Annotated in this window: 18 protein-coding genes; 4 read left to right on the top strand and 14 right to left on the bottom strand. The window is 57.0% G+C overall.

From position 1 onward, the window contains the following. The first annotated feature begins 3 nt into the window (after positions 1-3). Together C8N30_RS18815 and idi are read left to right on the top strand one after the other, a co-directional pair. Positions 4-1,212, top strand: coding sequence for a geranylgeranyl diphosphate reductase (locus tag C8N30_RS18815; protein ID WP_015063283.1), 1,209 nt, complete (start codon positions 4-6; stop codon positions 1,210-1,212). A 33-nt stretch (positions 1,213-1,245) separates the two neighbouring features. Beyond that, positions 1,246-1,764, top strand: a complete 519-nt coding sequence (gene idi / locus C8N30_RS18820) for an isopentenyl-diphosphate Delta-isomerase (RefSeq protein WP_015063284.1) — start codon at positions 1,246-1,248, stop codon at positions 1,762-1,764. Between the two features lie 105 nt (positions 1,765-1,869). On the opposite strand, the gene dxs is transcribed toward idi, so the two are convergent. The 13 genes from dxs to C8N30_RS18885 all read right to left on the bottom strand — a co-directional run bounded on the left by dxs (position 1,870) and on the right by C8N30_RS18885 (position 14,203). Next, positions 1,870-3,762, bottom strand: coding sequence for a 1-deoxy-D-xylulose-5-phosphate synthase (dxs, locus tag C8N30_RS18825; RefSeq protein WP_015063285.1), 1,893 nt, complete (start codon positions 3,760-3,762; stop codon positions 1,870-1,872). Positions 3,763-3,980: 218 nt separating this feature from the next. Then, a complete protein-coding gene (gene pufX / locus C8N30_RS18830) occupies positions 3,981-4,220 on the bottom strand; it encodes an RC-LH1 core complex protein PufX (RefSeq protein ID WP_015063286.1) in 240 nt (79 codons plus the stop codon). Between the two features lie 12 nt (positions 4,221-4,232). Beyond that, the gene (gene pufM, locus C8N30_RS18835; protein ID WP_015063287.1) at positions 4,233-5,159 is read right to left on the bottom strand and encodes a photosynthetic reaction center subunit M; all 927 of its coding nucleotides are present in this window, start codon (positions 5,157-5,159) and stop codon (positions 4,233-4,235) included. A 14-nt stretch (positions 5,160-5,173) separates the two neighbouring features. Further along, positions 5,174-6,004 (bottom strand): photosynthetic reaction center subunit L, encoded by an 831-nt coding sequence (pufL, locus tag C8N30_RS18840; protein WP_015063288.1) that lies wholly within the window; start codon positions 6,002-6,004, stop codon positions 5,174-5,176. A gap of 126 nt (positions 6,005-6,130) precedes the next feature. Next, complete coding sequence (pufA, locus tag C8N30_RS18845) at positions 6,131-6,298, bottom strand: light-harvesting antenna LH1, alpha subunit (protein ID WP_015063289.1); 168 nt, start codon at positions 6,296-6,298, stop codon at positions 6,131-6,133. A gap of 18 nt (positions 6,299-6,316) precedes the next feature. After that, on the bottom strand, positions 6,317-6,472 hold the full coding sequence (pufB, locus tag C8N30_RS18850; RefSeq protein WP_015063290.1) for a light-harvesting antenna LH1, beta subunit: 156 nt from the start codon (positions 6,470-6,472) through the stop codon (positions 6,317-6,319). Positions 6,473-6,638: 166 nt separating this feature from the next. After that, entirely contained in the window at positions 6,639-6,866 is a 228-nt protein-coding gene (gene pufQ / locus C8N30_RS18855; RefSeq protein ID WP_015063291.1) for a cytochrome PufQ, read from the bottom strand. Next, a complete protein-coding gene (gene bchZ / locus C8N30_RS18860; protein ID WP_015063292.1) occupies positions 6,863-8,323 on the bottom strand; it encodes a chlorophyllide a reductase subunit Z in 1,461 nt (486 codons plus the stop codon). Before bchZ ends, pufQ begins: the two co-directional genes overlap by 4 nt. Then, positions 8,323-9,885, bottom strand: a complete 1,563-nt coding sequence (bchY, locus tag C8N30_RS18865; RefSeq protein WP_015063293.1) for a chlorophyllide a reductase subunit Y — start codon at positions 9,883-9,885, stop codon at positions 8,323-8,325. Before bchY ends, bchZ begins: the two co-directional genes overlap by 1 nt. Positions 9,886-10,098: 213 nt before the next feature. After that, positions 10,099-11,118 (bottom strand): chlorophyllide a reductase iron protein subunit X, encoded by a 1,020-nt coding sequence (locus C8N30_RS18870; RefSeq protein ID WP_015063294.1) that lies wholly within the window; start codon positions 11,116-11,118, stop codon positions 10,099-10,101. Next, the gene (bchC, locus tag C8N30_RS18875) at positions 11,115-12,056 is read right to left on the bottom strand and encodes a chlorophyll synthesis pathway protein BchC (RefSeq protein WP_015063295.1); all 942 of its coding nucleotides are present in this window, start codon (positions 12,054-12,056) and stop codon (positions 11,115-11,117) included. Before bchC ends, C8N30_RS18870 begins: the two co-directional genes overlap by 4 nt. 135 nt (positions 12,057-12,191) lie before the next feature. Further along, positions 12,192-13,250, bottom strand: coding sequence for a methyltransferase (locus C8N30_RS18880; RefSeq protein ID WP_051567077.1), 1,059 nt, complete (start codon positions 13,248-13,250; stop codon positions 12,192-12,194). Positions 13,251-13,315: 65 nt separating this feature from the next. Further along, the gene (locus tag C8N30_RS18885) at positions 13,316-14,203 is read right to left on the bottom strand and encodes a polyprenyl synthetase family protein (protein WP_015063297.1); all 888 of its coding nucleotides are present in this window, start codon (positions 14,201-14,203) and stop codon (positions 13,316-13,318) included. Between the two features lie 85 nt (positions 14,204-14,288). On the opposite strand from C8N30_RS18885, the gene crtD reads away from it, so the two are divergent. Further along, entirely contained in the window at positions 14,289-15,851 is a 1,563-nt protein-coding gene (crtD, locus tag C8N30_RS18890) for a 1-hydroxycarotenoid 3,4-desaturase CrtD (protein WP_015063298.1), read from the top strand. A 14-nt stretch (positions 15,852-15,865) separates the two neighbouring features. Then, positions 15,866-16,717: a carotenoid 1,2-hydratase gene (gene crtC / locus C8N30_RS18895; protein WP_015063299.1), complete on the top strand. Its 852-nt coding sequence runs from the start codon at positions 15,866-15,868 to the stop codon at positions 16,715-16,717. A 69-nt stretch (positions 16,718-16,786) separates the two neighbouring features. Here the strand turns inward: crtC and tspO are convergent, their stop codons facing one another. Then, on the bottom strand, positions 16,787-17,260 hold the full coding sequence (tspO, locus tag C8N30_RS18900) for a tryptophan-rich sensory protein TspO (RefSeq protein WP_015063300.1): 474 nt from the start codon (positions 17,258-17,260) through the stop codon (positions 16,787-16,789). Positions 17,261-17,271: the final 11 nt, after the last annotated feature.

Genomic DNA, 17,271 nt, shown 5'->3' on the forward strand with positions numbered 1-17,271 from the left:
TTAATGCTGGATATGACTACGTCAGAGCAAAAGTTCGATGTTGTGGTTGTGGGAGGCGGTCCTTGCGGGGCTACCGCCGCCACCGATCTGGCCAAGCGCGGCTACAGCGTGGCCCTCCTCGACCGTGATGGTCGCATCAAGCCATGCGGCGGCGCAGTCCCACCGCGCATGATTGAGGATTACGACATTCCAGACAGCCAGATCGTCGCAAAGATCCGCACCGCACGAATGATTTCCCCGACGCAGCGCCATGTCGATATCCCGATCGAAAACGGGTACGTTGGGATGGTCGACCGCGAACATTTCGACGAATACCTCCGCGTGCGGGCAGCCACCGCAGGCGCATTGCGCATAACGGGCACCTATACAAAAATCACACGCGATGCGGAGGGCACGCACGTGCACTACCGCCATAAAGAAACCGGAGAGAACCGTGCCATGACCTGCCGCATGGTGATTGGTGCAGACGGTGCGCGCTCTAACATTGCCAAGACCGAAGTGCCGGGTGGTGCTAAAATTCCTTATGTGATCGCCTATCACGAGATCATCGAGGCACCGACCGTAACTACAGAACACTACAACCCGCAGCGGTGTGATGTGATCTATGATGGTAGAATCAGCCCTGACTTCTACGGCTGGGTTTTCCCGCACGGTAAATCCGCCAGCGTAGGGATGGGCACCTGCATCGACGGTGTGGACCTTAAAAAAGCCACAGCGGATCTGCGCGCTAATGCAGGTCTAACGGATTGTAAAACCATCCGCCGCGAAGGCGCGCCGATCCCACTCAAACCGCTGGACCGTTGGGACAATGGCAGCGACGTGCTGCTGGCGGGTGATGCCGCGGGCGTGGTTGCGCCCTCATCCGGTGAAGGCATATATTATGCGATGGCTTGCGGAACATCCGCAGCCCTCGCTACCGCGCGCCGCTTGCGCACCAACATGCCTTCTGACCTTAAACTTAGCCGCAAGATGTTCATGGGCGAGCATGGCCAAGTCTTCCGCGTTTTGGGTGCGATGCAAAACGCCTATTACAAATCCGATATGCGTCGCGAACGCTTTGTCTCGCTGTGCCATGATGTGGATGTGCAGAAACTTACTTTCGAAGCCTATATGAACAAAAAGCTGGTTGCTGCACGCCCCTTGGCACATTTGAAAATCGGAATTAAAAATATTGCGCACCTGACTGGACTCGTGTCGGAAACGCGGACATGAAAAAAGCCTAGCCCGATGCGCTACGGAGAGCTGATGACAGATATCATGATACCCGCATGGGTCGACGGCACGTTGCAACCTGTCGAAAAGCTCGATGCGCATTTGCGCGGGCTTCGCCACAAGGCGGTGTCAGTGTTCATCATGTCTGGCGATACAATGCTTATCCAGCGTCGTGCTATGGGCAAATACCATACCCCCGGTTTGTGGGCGAACACCTGCTGCACCCATCCCGAATGGGATGAGCCGGACTCAGCTTGCGCGCATCGCCGCCTTGCCGAAGAGCTCGGGATTGCAGATGTCCGGGTCACACACCGTGGTCAGGTCGAATACCGCGCCGACGTCGGGGGCGGCTTGATCGAGCATGAGCTGGTGGAGGTGTTTGTGGTGCAAAGCACTCAGGATCTACCGCTGGCGCTCAATCCGGACGAAGTCATGGATACGCGGTGGATTACCATAAGCGAGCTGCGCAATGAGCTTGCCTCGACACCCGAAGTGTTCACCCCGTGGCTGAGGATTTATATGGATCAGCACAGCAAACTTATCTTCGGTTAACAGTCCTAGACCGCTCGCGACATTAGTGCAGTTTTCATCTTAGCCCGCCTTCCGGACACCGGCCCCGAAAGGGCCGGTGATCTGAGCTTTTTCAAAGCGCGATCGCTAGTCCTTAAAATCTGTCACCTTGACTCGCTGGAGCTGTGCGGCCTGCAATGCAGTTGCTGCAATATCACCCGCTGTCATGCCCGCATCTGCATACATTGCATCGGGCGCAGCTTGATCAATAAACCGGTCCGGCAAATTGACGGTTCGCACGGCCAATGTCTTGTCCAGCCAGCCCTCGTTTGCCAGATGGTCCAAGACCATAGAGCCAAATCCGCCCCGCGATCCCTGCTCGACCGTGATCAATACACGGTGCTTTCGCGCCAATTGATTGATCAGCGCCTTATCCAGAGGTTTGGCAAACCGCGCATCCGCAACTGTTACGGTCAGGCCTTGCGCTTCGATCAGATCGGCAGCGCGCTGGCTCTCGCCCAAATGTGCGCCAAACGACAGGATCGCCACATCAAATCCTTGACGCACGATCACCCCTTTCCCGATTTCAAGCGGCACACCGCGCTCCGGCAGGGTCACCCCTTCACCCTCACCGCGTGGATAGCGAAACGCAATCGGCCCATCATCATAGGCGGCTGCAGTAGCGACCATATGCACCAGCTCTGCCTCGTCCGATGCAGCCATCACGACCATATTAGGCAACGCAACAAGGTAGCCGATGTCGAATGCACCGGCATGCGTGGCACCGTCTGCCCCCACCAAACCGGCACGGTCAATCGCAAACCGGACAGGAAGATTTTGCAACGCGACATCATGCACGATTTGGTCATACCCCCGCTGAAGGAAGCTAGAATAGATCGCGACAAATGGCTTCAAACCACCCGCTGCCACACCCGCAGCAAAGGTCACACCGTGCTGCTCTGCAATGCCCACGTCGAACATTCTGTTCGGATGTGTCTTGGCAAAAATATCCAGACCAGTACCGCCTGGCATAGCCGCGGTAATTGCCACGATCTTTGGGTCGCGCCGTGCCTCCTCTGTGAGGGCCTTCCCAAAAATCTCTGTGTAGGACGGGGCGTTGGGTTTGGATTTGGCCTGAATGCCGGTAACGGGGTCAAACTTTCCCACACCGTGATAGCTGTCGCTTGCGGCCTCGGCAGGTGCGTATCCTTTGCCCTTCACGGTACAACAATGGATCAGTACCGGGCCGGTCGCACGCGTGCGCGCAGCGCGCAAAACGCCCAGCAGTTGCCCCATGTCATGGCCGTCAATTGGTCCGATGTATTGAAACCCAAGGTTCTCAAACAGAGTGCTTTGCTCTTCTACGGCACCTGTAACCAACTGCCGCGCACGGCGCGCGTGGTCGCGCAGGGGGCCGGGAAGTGCCGCAAGCGTCCCATTGGCAAACTCGGTCAATCCCGACATGTATCGCGACATCGCACCAACAGGCGGGGCAATGCTCATTTCGTTGTCGTTCAGAATTACAAACATGCGGCGGCCCATGGCGCCAGCGTTGTTCATCGCCTCATAGGCCATGCCCGCAGAGATCGAACCATCACCGATCACGGCAATCGCATCACCAGTAGCTTCGCCCATATCGCGCGCGACGGTAAAACCCAGTGCGGCAGAAATCGAAGTCGACGAATGTGCTGCACCAAAGGGATCAAATTCACTCTCCGAGCGTTTGGTGAAGCCTGACAGGCCCCCCTCCTGCCGCAAGGTGTGCATTTTATGGCGGCGTCCGGTGAGAATTTTATGTGGATAGCACTGATGGCCCACGTCCCAGATCACCTTGTCGCGCGGCGTGTCAAAAACCGCGTGCAGCGCCACAGTCAGCTCCACAACACCCAGTGATGATCCCAGATGACCGCCCGTTGTGGCAACTGTTTCAATCACTTCCTCCCGCAATTCGTCCGCAAGAATGCGTAACTCCGCGTCGGTCAGTGCTTTCATATCTGAGGGGGCGGACACTCGGTCCAGCTGCGGCGTGGGACTGCGCATGGCGGTCTCCCTTTCTCGACTGAAATATCTCTCGAACATATTGGCCTAATGCCCGTTGGCCGGGGAACAGAGGGTAACATGGTCACCCTCTGTCTCCCGTAGCCAACAGGAGGCGTCAGGGGGTCGAGGCCCCTGACAGTACCAGATAGCCCTAGGGACAGAGCTACCCGATTTTGTGTGACGCGGGCGCGGCTGTCGCGCGCCCCTCGTCAAATTGCTCAGGCGTGTACGGTGATTTCCGCAGGCAGCACAAACGACAGGGGTGTCGGATCCGGCGCTTCCTTGGATTCGGCCGGCAAAAGCCCTCCAATCCAAATCGTCACGGCCAGAAATGCGCCGACTACCAGACAGAAGACTGCGGCATATCCGGCGCCCTTCAGCATCAGCGTCAGTACATCTGCGCGCAGGCGGAAGGTAGCGTTGTTGGATGTTCCAAGATAATCGTGATTGTCACTCATCTTTATGTCTCCTTAGTTGAGCGGCGCGTAGCCGTGGTCTTGTGCCCAGATGAACCAGTTATCGACAACAGTGCCGGTCAGCAGGATCCCGATACCACCCGTGAGGGTTGTGAGAACTGCGAACCACCAGGCCCAGCGGTGGATCCCTTCCATCGTCGCGTTAAAGCCCATGGTCCAGCGCCAGAAGAGCGCCGCACGTTCAGAGGCAGTGCCACGGTCAACAATCTGCTCGATCTCGCGCTCGCCGCCGTAACGGCTCACCGCAAGAATGGTTGCACCGTGCATCGCAAACAGCAGGGCAGATCCATAGAGAAACACAATGCTGAGCGCGTGGAACGGGTTGTAGAAAAGGTTGCCATAAGTCAGCGAGAAGAGATTGGTCCAGTCAAGGTGCGGAAAGATACCGTAGGGAACCATCTCGGACCACGAGCCCATCAGAATGGGACGGAACAGACCCAGCACAAGAAACAACCAGATCGCGGAGGCGAATGCCCATGCAACATGTTTGCCCATGCCAAGCTCTTCTGCACGCAGATACGTCCGCACCCACCAGCAAATCACACTGATCAGCAGGAAGAACGATGCCAGAAGGAAATATCCCCCTTCAGCCATTGGCGGAATGCTCAGACCATATTCCTCGGCCGGTGGCTCAAGCGCCAGCCAGAACAGCTCGCGCAGGAAGAGCGCAGGGCTGTAGTCAACCTGATCCCAGAATGAAAGGCCCACCATAAAGAACCAGGCAAACCCCGTAACAAGCGAGATCAAACCGAAGGTCCCTAGATAGATCGGGCCAAGCTGTGCGTTCCCGAAAAGGCCAGCTAGCTTACTGAAGCTGGTCCCGTTTGTACGTTCCCTCGAGAGTGTTCCCGCAGGGTCCACTCCCATTTCGGCCGGTCCTTGGACCTGAACCTGGGTGAAGATGTTTTGATATTCAGCCATTTCTCAAGTCCTCCTTAAAGATCCGCCCACCAGGGCAACAATGCATACCAGTCCCACCATGCGCTCCACTGGTCGAACCAGATCGTGCCGGAGATGACGATACAGATGGCGCTCCACAAACCGGCGTTGAGCGCAAGCAGCAAACCCAGACGGTGAATACCCAAGGGCCCAATCGAATAGCCGATCAGATCGCGGAAATAGGTATCTTCGTGGTCCGGCGTGCCGATGGTTTTACCCTTACCGGGGTTGACCGCGGACAGAACCAGCGAGCCGTGCAGCGCAAGAGCCAGACACGTTGTAAAGAAGAACGTAATCGCGACCATATGCGCAGGGTTATAGTGGAAGTTGCCGTAGGCGTAGCCGACGTTATTCACCCAATCGAGGTGACTGAAGATCCCGTAGGGAAAACCATGGCCCCATGCGCCCATCAACAGCGGGCGAATGATCACCAATGTAACATAGGCTAGGATCGCCACCCCAAACGCGACGGGCACGTGATATCCCATGCCCAGCTTGCGGCAGATCTCTACCTCGCGCATGGCCCATGAGATAAACGCGAATGTCGCACAGATCGTAATGACCTGCCACAAACCGCCCTCTGCAAGCGGTGCAACCCCGAGGCCCACGTCCAGCGATGGCGGATCAATCGAGATCAGCCAAGGGTTCCACGTATCGCCAAGTGATGCACCGTAAAATATTAAAATTGTTCCGAGTGCCGCAAAAAAGAATGTCGTAACGCCAAAAAAGCCGACATAAAAAGGGCCCACCCAGAAGTCGAACAAGTCTCCGCCTACCAGTGTCCCACCTCGGACACGGTATTTTTTCTCGAAGCTGAGCTGTGCCATCGATCGTCTCCTCTAGCGCCCCCTACCCTGTTAAGGGGCAGACTTGCGCGTTGTAATTGAACGGGGTTTGCCGTGGGCGGCGAAGGATTTACCGGCGCCGCCCACAGCGCTGTCGTGCAACTGAGCTTATTCGCCGGCTTCTGCCGCACCGAAGGCGCGGGTGAACCAGTTGGTCTCTGGATTGCTAAGCAGGACGAGGTGAATCATCGCAGCCAGCAAAAACAGGAACACGCCCTGCGCCACGAAAACGCGACGTGGGTCGAAGATCAGCCAGATTTTATAAAACTGTGCCATGTTAAATATTCCTTCCGGTTACCAGGCGAACCAAGGCAGTTTGAAATAGGTCAGCAAGTGAGCAACAGATGCCACGATCGTGAAGATCATGAAGCCGCTCATGTAGACCGAGTGCAATTCCTGCGCTTGCTCGTCTGTCAAACCTGTGAAGGACAGGTCATTTTTATCAGCCATGTTTTTTCTCCTAGAAAAAAATAGTACCGACGCCGCGCATCCCCCGCGGCCGGGTCACAACAGGAGCTAACCCCCTGCTTCAATTCACCAAACCTTCGCAGGAATGACGAATTTCTATATGCCCTGGTCCCTCAGAAGCAAAAACTCTGGTGCGGATAATCCGGCCTTAGGCCGAGAAGATCCTTGGCGTGATAATCTGCGCTTGGCTCCACGCAGATTTCACAGGCCCGCGCGATGGCAGGGCCAGTTGACGCACGGCCGTCAGGGTCCATGTCAGGACCGCCAGCGGCAGCGTGGCGACAAAAATGATCGCGAAATATGCGTAATATTCCCGCTGGCTTGCGGTCATATGGCGCTTGCGCGGCATGCTTGTATCGTTGGTAAAATCAGTCATTTCGTTCCTCCCGAACTGGGTTGAAGACCATTCACCGTTTCCAGAACCACCCGCTCGGCGCCACTGTCCAGCGCGCGCTTTTCAGCTTCGTCACGCAGTGTTTTGGCCGCAGAGATGCGGGTCAGGATCGGATGTTGTGCCACGATTTCATCGAGGCGGGCCTGTGCGTCGGCATCCCAGGGGAAGTCACGGCGCAAAGGAGTGAGTGTTGCCGGAGCGGCATCCATATCCGTGCCCAAAGGCAAAATATGAAACAGCGCATCAAACAGGCCATTACAGACCTCTTGCAACAAATAGGTAGCACCAGCGTAACCCATGAAGGGCGTCCCCGTAGCACGGCGGATCGCAGCACCTGGAAAGCTGGCAGGAATGAATGTGGGCGCAGGACCAAAACCGGACTTCATCTCGGCGAGGTACATCTTCTCGTTGATACTCCCCATTACGATCAGTGGTCGCTTGGTATGGATGAGGTTGCGCACCTCGTCGTTATTGGTCTTTTTGCCGCGTGTCCGCGCAACGGCGAATGCGCATGGGAGTCCCAAATCATCTTCGAGGAATCCGCGAATGCCGCGCGCATAAGTCTCGTTCGCTACAATCCCGAAAGAAGCCGTTGCAAAGAAGTCTTGCGTGACCGAGCGCCACAAGTCCCAGACTGGCTTGATGGTCGAATGCTTCTCCTGCTCGATAAACGGTTCAGGGTCGAGTTCCAGCATCTCGCCTAACTTACGCAGGAATTTTGTTGTTGAATCAATTCCTACCGGCGCTTGCAAATAAGGCTTGCCCAGAACTTCGCAAAGGCCGCGGCCAAACTCGCGGTACATCGTGACATTGACGTCCGAATTCACAAGGTTACGCATCTCGCCAACGTGCGCGCCCAAAGGCATGACCATGTTGATTTCGGCGCCAATGCCTTCGATCAGACGGCGAATTTCGGCCAAATCGGAGGGCATGTTGAACGTGCCGTACATCGGTCCTAGGATATTGACGCGCGGAGCAGAGTCCTCCTCGCGCTTTACTTCCTTGGGCATACGGCCCTTGGTCATGCCAAACTCGGTAAAAATCCAGGTCATTGCACGGTCAGCAGCTTCCCATTGATCCTCGTCGATGGTTCGCGGCAAAAAGCGTTGGATGTTCGTGCCCGCAGGCGTCACACCGCCACCGATCATCTCGGCAATGGAACCCGTCACAACAACAGCTGGCAGCGCAGGATCCAATGTCCCCCAGGCGCGCTTCATCGCTTCTTCGGTACCGGATCCCATTTCGCCTTCGCCCAGACCTGTGACGACAATCGGCAACTCATGCGGAGGTAGTGCATCGGTGTAGTGAAGTACGGAAGTCACGGGTAGGTTCTCACAACCCACAGGACCGTCGATTACACATTGCAGGCCTTTGACGGCACAAAATGCATAGACCGCGCCCCAATATCCGCCTGCTCTATCGTGATCCTGAACCAGCATCAGATCATCTCCGCCGCTTTTGCGGCCTTGGCGGCCCGCTCCAGCTTCTTGGCGTTGAGCGCACGGAATTCGGGTTTCAGGTTCGGGGACTTTTCCCAAACGCCGGCCGTGTCACCATGTCCCACACCCTCGAAGAATGCTTTCATCTTGCCCATGCGCTCCTTGTTGCCCATGGCCGCGTTCACGACTTCCTGCAACGATCCCGCACCGGCGACACCCATCAGGGGGCGCGCAGAAATCAGGTTGGTGAAGTATAGGGACGGGATCCCCATCTCTTTGCCTTTTTGCACAACAGGCGTTGTGCCAATGGCCAGATCAGGCTGGATCGCTTCCATCGCACCGCAATCATCTTCCAATGACGCGCGGAATTTCACTTTCACGCCTTTAGCTTCCAGCCATGCCGCATCAGCCGCAGACCATTCAGACTTGGCACAAGCAGTCCCAACATAAGGAACATTCGCGCCACTCTCGATCAGCAGACGTGCGACCAACAGCTCGGAGCCTTCATAGCCCGACAGCGTGATCGTTCCGTTGATCGGGGTCGCAGCAAGTGCAGCTTTGATCGCAGGCAGGAACATATTTTGCGCCTCGCCAACTTTCTCAGCGGACAGGCCAAAGATATCGCCAATGCCCTTGAGCCAATCAGCAGTGCCATCAAGACCGATAGGCGCAGAGCCCAGAACCGGACGGCCCGCAGCCTGAAACTCACGCACGGCCGAGGTGTAGAACGGGTGGATCGCAGCAACAGCACCGCAATCAAGCGCACCATAAAGCTCGCGCCATTCGCGGCAGGGAACCACGGGACCAACCGCCAGACCCAAAGGGGCCAGCATCTGACCAATCATCATCGGATCAGCGGGAAACATCTCACCCAACAACGTCACGGTCGGGCGGTCGGATTTACCGCTCGCAGGCATCGGCACGGGGCCCGCCTTGATCTCTTCGCGGGCGTATTTCAGCATCGCACCGGCCAGCACGTCCTTGGCCTCAGCGTGGGTTGGAATACCAAATCCGGGCACATCAATGCCAATGATCCGTACGCCATTGATCTCGCGTGGCAACAGACGCAGCGGCACACCGGAGGCCGTGGGCACACAAAGATTCGTCACGATAATCGCGTCGTTCTTCTCAGGATCGGCCACATCATGCACAGCTTCGCGGATATCTTCGAACAGCTTACCCGTCACCAGAGATTCCGAATTGAACGGCACATACCCGACCGACCGGCGCGCTCCGTAAAAGTGGCTCACAAACGTCAGACCGTACACACAGCAGGCAGAGCCGGACAAGATTGTGGACACGCGCTTCATCCGCAGACCGACACGCAACGATCCGAACGCAGGGCACATGCTTTGCGGTTGGTCATGCGGACCTTTCGGATAGTCCGCCGCAAATTTATCGAGCATTTCCGAATTGCCGGCCAAACGGGCCGCCTTTTCCATCTCGTTACCAGAATGACAGCCCAGACCATCCTGTGTCAGAGGCACATCGCGACCTTCCAACTCGGTTCCGGTGTCAACATCGACAACGTCGGTGGCATCGTATCTTGTTTCACCACTCACGAGAAATACCTCCCGCTTGGCACATCACGGGGCGCCCTTTGTGGGGTACGAATGCAATTTATATTTGTTACATTGCTGTGGTTATCATTGTCCCCCGCACGTGTTTGTGCAGTTTGGCAGAACTGGCCGCTTGCGATATCACTTAGCAATTTCTCGATTTGCGCGGGCTCCGCTTGAGATAAGACCTTTTCGATCTGGCTGAAAATGCGCTCTTTATACGGTGTCATAGATCACCTCGAGGCTCTCTGCAGGCGCTGCATTTTTGCCGCGCATATCCATGTCGGTCGCAGGTTCCAGCACAAAATCCCCACCTGTCTGGGAAGCATCGAATAAGTCCAGCAAACCGTCCTGATCCAACGGCGTTGGCCGAACCGGCGGAGCTACTGCAACTTCGTCCCCAAGGGCAGCAAACAGTGGGCCCCACTGGCTCTCAAAGGTACCGACGATCTGGTAGTTCGCGGATTTCTTGCGCAGATCATCGTCCTGCGGGATCGATGCCAGCACAGGTATCTTGACCGCTTTGGCAAATGCGGCTGCCTCGCCCGATCCGTCATCCTTATTAATGACCAAGCCCGCTACGCCGACGTTGCCGCCCAGCTTGCGGAAGTACTCAACCGCCGAGCAAACATTGTTTGCCACATAAAGCGACTGTAAGTCATTGGATGCGACAAGGATAACTTTTTGCGCCATGTCGCGGGCGATAGGCAGACCAAAGCCGCCACAAACAACGTCGCCGAGGAAATCAAGCAGGACGTAGTCAAAGTCCCAATCGTGAAACCCCAGTTTCTCGAGCAACTCAAACCCGTGGATGATCCCACGCCCGCCACAGCCGCGACCAACTTCTGGCCCGCCAAGTTCCATCGCAAAAACACCGCCACGTTTGAAACAAACGTCGCCAATTTTCACTTCTTCACCGGCCAGCTTTTTGCGGGTCGAGGTCTCGATAATAGTCGGGCAAGCTTTGCCCCCGAACAACAGTGAGGTGGTGTCGGATTTCGGGTCGCACCCGATCAGCAAAACGCGCTTGCCCTGCTCGGCCATCATGTGGCTGAGATTCGCGAGTGTGAATGATTTACCAATCCCGCCTTTGCCATAGATCGCAATGATCTGCGTTTTGGAAGTCGGCTCGTCTTGTACGATATCGGCGAAGTCTTCGTTCGCCTCGTCGCGCAAACGCTGGTCAAAATCGGAAATGGTGCCGCCATCTTTGAGATTAGGGATATCAAGTGTCATGCGTGACCTTTCCAGTCGAGTATCATTTTCAGGCAGGAGGCATCGCTGAACGCTGTGTCATAAGCGTCCGCCGCAGCACCTGCCGGTGATGTATGTGTGATAAGTCCGCCAAGGCTCAGCGCGCCGGATTCGACCAACGCTCGCGTGGCGGTAAGATCGTCGCGCGTCCATTCAGCAGCGATGCGGAACCGCGCCTCTTTCATGAACGCAGGCGGGAAGGCAAAGCTGATTGGAGCAGGGTAGAACCCCGCCAGAACAATCTCGCCGCCGCGGGCAATACGCCCGAACAGCTGCCCCAAAATGCCGTCACTGCCAGAGGCATCATAGACGGACATGTAATCTTTGCGCGGATCATCGTCGGGATGAACGACATCATAACCAACAGCGCCGGCATGACGGGCGGGATTGGTTTCCCAGACGGTCGGCGCAGGTGCACCGGCCGCAACCGTCAGGCGCGCCAGAAGACGACCCAAAACACCATGTCCGACAATCAGGTCAGGCACTGCTTTGTGCGGACCAGCCATCGCATGGCGCGCAGTCGCCGCAAGGGCAAGCAATGCGCCCTCAGCCCCGAGACCTGCATCAATCTTTGTTGCGCGTTCGGCATTACTGACCAGCAGGCTTGAAGCACCACCAAACAATCCAAACGCCCCGTCGAAACAGTTGGCGCCCGGCACAAACACGCGGTCGCCTACTTTGAAATTTGTATTCGATCCAGCTTCGACAACTTCGCCAGCAGCCTCGTAACCGGGAACCAACGGATAACCCATGCCGGGGAACGGCGGCATAGCACCGCTCCAAAACAGCTTTTCGGTTCCGGTGGAGATGCCCGAATGGCTGACCTGCACCACAATATCATCCTGGTCGGGCGTGGTAACGTCCAACACATCAAGCCGGATCGCCTTTGGCTCGCTCAAGATGACAGCAGTGGTTTGCAATTCAGCCTCCCCGGTATCAATCGGCCCGGCACCCTCACATTGAGGGACTCACTTGGGTCGCTTGCTCTATCTGTAATACTAACTAGACACACAAGAGTGTCAACTAAATTAGACACTTTGTAATTTTAAAGATGTCTAAGGTTTGCGCGCCTCGATGCAGGACGTAACAAACGGACGCCGGGCAGCGGGCGCTTTAACATTCACGAAACCGGCAGCGTGGCACAAGGATCTGATCTCGCAGGCTGAGCGTGTGCGCCCTGTGCGCATCGCCAGCGTATAGAGTGCAAAATAGGCATCCCCAGCACGAGTGGGTTTTACCCCCCCCGTCATCGGCTCGGAGATGATAATCCGGCCGCCCGATGGCAGCGCAGCATAGCACTTCGCCAACAACGCCTTCACCGTATCATCGCTATGATCATACAAAACACGAATAAGGCTAATCGCATCCGCCCCCTGCGGGAGAGGATCCTCGCGGAACGAACCACCCGTGATTCGCGTTCGTTCTGTCACTCCCGCCGCGCTAAACCGCTGCGCGGCAGACGGGGCCACTTCGGGTAAATCGAAAAGCATCAGATCAAGATCAGAGTATACTTCTCCGACAGCCGTCAGAAATGCGCCCGATCCCCCACCGATGTCCATAAGTGCGCTAACACCTGACAGGTCTATCGCGGCGAGCGTATCATCGGCCACCAAAACCTGGCTTTGCGCCATCAAATCGGAGTAGGTCGCGGCCACTTCGGGATCCATGTTGCCACCAAAGACATAGGGCCAGAAATCCGCCAGCTCGGTCTGGACCTCACCCCGAAAAAACGCAACCGGATCGGACAGATCACGGTAAAGCACATCGTGATGGGCAATCATCTGACTCAGCCCCGGAACCCCTACAAGGGCGGCCCCTGTGCGGCTTAGGCCGAACCGCCCTGCCCTACGGGATCTGAGTACACCAAGCGCAACACCGGCACGCAGCAATATCTGCATCCGTTCCAACGGCATATCTGCGTGATGTGCCAGCACTGTAGCCTCCAGCGGACCGCGCATTAGCTTTTGAGGGATCTCCAGTTGTACCAGCGCCGAGAGAACCTGACTGTGACAAAACCCAGCCAGCAAATCGAACATCGCCTCGCCCTCACGGCGGACAATGCGGCGGGTCAGGGGGAATTTCGCGGCCCATTTCTGGAACCCGCGAGCAGCCATCAATCGGTTAAACCAGCCCCCTGCGCCGGGTTTATCAGCGCGCAATACAGGGTCGGTAAAAAAAGTCACTCGCCCGCAATCTTCGCGGCCTGATCAGCGCGCCATTTGATCGGAGTCAAAACCTCGGCTTGTGCGGTGACCATTGCGGCCAGCATCGCCTCACCGGGGCATTTCGGGATCGACGCAATTGCGCCCCCTAAAATATCGCGCATCCGCTGGATCGCACCATCGACTCCCAACTGCGTCACAGCATTGGGCCGTCCGTGCAAATCATCCTGCCCCACAGGCTTGCCCAGCGTATCCTCATCGTACAACGCGTCCCGCAGATCGTCAGCCACCTGAAAGGCCTCACCGATTCGCGCACCCAACTCTTCCCATTGCTCACCCTCTTGGCCGCCGGCTATCGCGCCCATCTGGGTGGCCGCCATAAACAATGCGCCCGTTTTGGCGGCGTGATAGGCACTCAGATCAATCTGAGTTTCGTTTTCCCAACCCTGACCTGCACAAATGCCATTTGGCATTCCGCTGCGCGCCGCCAACACACGCATACACGCAATTGCGCGCTCGGGTGCATCAACGGCAGCTTTCGCGAGCACCTCGAAGGCCATAATGATCAGGCTGTCACCCACCAGCACAGCCAGCGCTTCACCAAATACCTTGTGTACCGACGGCTTGCCCCGCCGCGTGTCTGCATCATCAAAACAAGGCAGATCGTCATGCACGAGAGAGGCGCAATGCACCAGCTCCAACGCTGTTGCCGCTGCATCCGCCAACCTAGGATGCTTGTCCCCGCAAGCCGCTGCGATGCTCATCAAAATTGTCGGCCTAATACGCGCGCCACCGGGCGTAACAGCATAATGCAATGCCTCCGCAAGCTTGGCGGGGCTGGGCGCTGTCTGCCCTTCCGCGATCGCCTTCATAATCGCGCTGTCTATTCTTTTGGCAAATGACATATTGCTCTTCTCCGGCCATCCGTGGAAAAATGTAAACTGTTGCTGACATCACAACTGTAAACTAAACTGGACACATTCGCGAGAAATGTCAATCACTGCCTTGGAGAGTAACATTCCAGAAAATACCCCCCATATCGCTGTTATCGGTGCGGGCATCGGTGGATTAGCGGCAGCTCTGCGCCTGATCCATACCGGCGCAAAAGTCACCGTGTTCGAGCGACACGCAAAACCGGGTGGCAAAATGCGCACCTTGCCTTCGGATGCAGGACCTGTCGATGCCGGCCCCACTGTCCTCACCCTTAAGCATGTGTTCGACGATTTATTCGCTGACGTCGGTGCCAGGCTGGAGGACCACGTGACCCTCACCGCCGAGCCGCTGTTGGCGCGGCATTTCTGGCGCGACGGCACCACCCTTGATCTAATGGCCGATCCTGTACACAGCCGGCAGAATGTTGCCGACATCTTTGGCACGCAGGCAGCGCGCGATTTTACACAGTTCGGAAAACGTGCAGCCGCCCTGTTTGATACATTCGACGCGCCAATGATGCAGTCTCCCACCCCCGATCTGAGCGCGATGACCCGCACCGTCCTGCGCAAACCCGCAATCATCCCTGCGATGGCACCGCATAATTCCCTTGCCAAAATGCTCCGCAATAATTTTTCCGAACCAAAGCTGGTACAATTGTTTTCTCGCTATGCCACCTATGTCGGCGGCCTGCCCGATGACTGCCCCGCAATCTTGTCGCTTATCTGGGAGGCAGAGCGGCGCGGTGTCTGGCATGTCGAGGGCGGGATGCACCGGCTTGCAGTGGCCATCGAAGCACTTGCGCGCAAAAAAGGTGCGCAGTTTCGATATAATGATCACGTGTCGTGGATCGAAACCGACGAGGGGCGCCCCTGCGCAGTTCACACCGAGAGCGGGCGCACCCCTGTCAATGCGGTTTTATTTAACGGCGACCCCCGCGCATTAAATATGGGGATGCTCGGCCCCGATCTGGAAACTGTCGTGCCGCCCCTCGCTATTGAACCCCGCAGCTTGTCTGCACAGGTACAAGCTTTTGCCGCAACGGTAGAAAATGCCTTTCCCCTTGCGGCTCATAACGTGTTTTTTGCGGACGATGGCGCCGAGGAGTATACGCCCCTCGCCCGCGACGCTCTGCAATCCGACCCTACCCTATATGTCTGCGCGCAGGATCGCTTTGGCAGCGCTACACCGGATGGCCCCGAGCGTTTCGAGATTATTCTCAACGCACCTCCCGTCCGCGATCATTCAACGATATCCTCACAGGAGAGCGACCAATGCCAAAACCTGATCTTCAACAGATTGGCAGCCTTCGGCCTCACGTTCAGCCCGCCCCCAATGGTCTCGACACTGACGGGACCACACAGCTTCGCCGCTCTGTTTCCGGGGTCGAACGGATCTCTTTACGGGCGATCCCCAGCGGGAATGATGGCAGCATTTGCACGCCCGACGGCAAGGACGAAAATGGCGGGCCTGTACCTCACGGGGGGCGGCGCGCATCCGGGCGCGGGGGTGCCGATGGCCACGCTCTCCGCCGCGCATGCGGCCGCAGCGATGAGCGCAGACCTATGTTTAACCTCGACGTCCCCGCAGGCGGCTACGCTTGGTGGTACGTCGACGGCGTAAGCGACTGCGGGACAATGGCCGTGTCGGTAATCGGCTTCATCGGCTCGGTATTCTCGCCTTGGTATCACTGGTCCGGGCGCGGGAATCCAGCCGATCATTGCTGCATCAACGTGGCAACCTATGGTGCGGGTGGACGGTTCACCATGACAGACCGCGGTGAAACCGCATTGCAGGCCAGCCCCGATACACTGCGCGTCGGACCCTCCTCAATGCATTGGAACGGGACCGATCTGGTCATCGACATCAATGAGGTATCATCGCTGCCTCTGGTCAGCCGTGTACGCGGCCGCATCACGATTTCACCCGAAGCCATCACTACAGTCGAGCTACCTCTGACCCCTGACGGCGCACACGTCTGGCGGCCCTTCGCGCCAACGTCTCGGATCAAGGTGGATCTGGAAGCGAAAAATTGGCAGTGGACCGGGCATGGCTATTTCGATGCGAATTTTGGCACGCGGCCGCTTGAACAGGATTTCAGATATTGGACGTGGGGCCGTTATCCAACACGGGACGGAGCCACCTGTTTCTATGATGCCGACCGCCGCGATGGTTCAGCCCTTGATGCTGCCATCGCCTTTAACCGGAATGGAGAGGCAAAGCTGATTGACGGTCCACCGCGCACACCGTTCAAACGCACCCTCTGGGCGCTGCGCCGCGAAACGCGTGCAGATGCGGGGACCAAACCACACCAAATCAAGGCGATGCTGGACGCGCCTTTTTATTCCCGTTCGGTCGTAGAAACGGTCGTGAATGGCGAAAAAGTTCAGGGCGTCCACGAAGCGTTGGATCTGGACCGCTACAAACAGCCACTACTCAAGCCGATGTTGGCGGTGCGGGTGCCACGGCGCAAAGTCTGGAATTTTTAAGCAGCCGCGCGCGCGGTTCTTCCACAATTCAGCTCAGCAGGAGAAATGGTAAACGCTGAAAGCCCTGCTTCAGTCCGTGCTCAGAGGCGATACATCAGGGTTGAGGCGCCACATCTCGACGTTGAGCGCGGCGGCAACGGTAACCCAGATCAGATAGGGCACAAAAGCAAGGCCCGCCCAAAAATCCAATGCGAACGCAGTATAGGTGCAGCCCGCTACACTGATCCAGAGCGGACCCATGGCCAGCAACGCACCCTTTATCCGGCGCAATCCAAAAAACAAGGGTGTCCATAGGGTGGAAAGTGCGGCCTGCGCGGCCCAGAAAGCCATCGCGTAGGCATTGCCCTCGATCACAGCGAGGCGCGCACCGGCAAAGGAGATCAACAGATAAATACTGGTCCAAGCCACAGGAAACACCCAATCTGGCGGTGTAAACCAAGGTTTTTCGAGGGATTTATACCACGCACCCGGCTTAAATACCGCGCCGGTGGCACCGGCAGCACAGCAGGCCAGAAGGAAGATTGCAAAGAGAGATATATCCATCTGCTCTAGAT

This window comes from Sulfitobacter guttiformis (genome assembly GCF_003610455.1).
Classification (GTDB): Bacteria; Pseudomonadota; Alphaproteobacteria; order Rhodobacterales; family Rhodobacteraceae; genus Sulfitobacter; species Sulfitobacter guttiformis.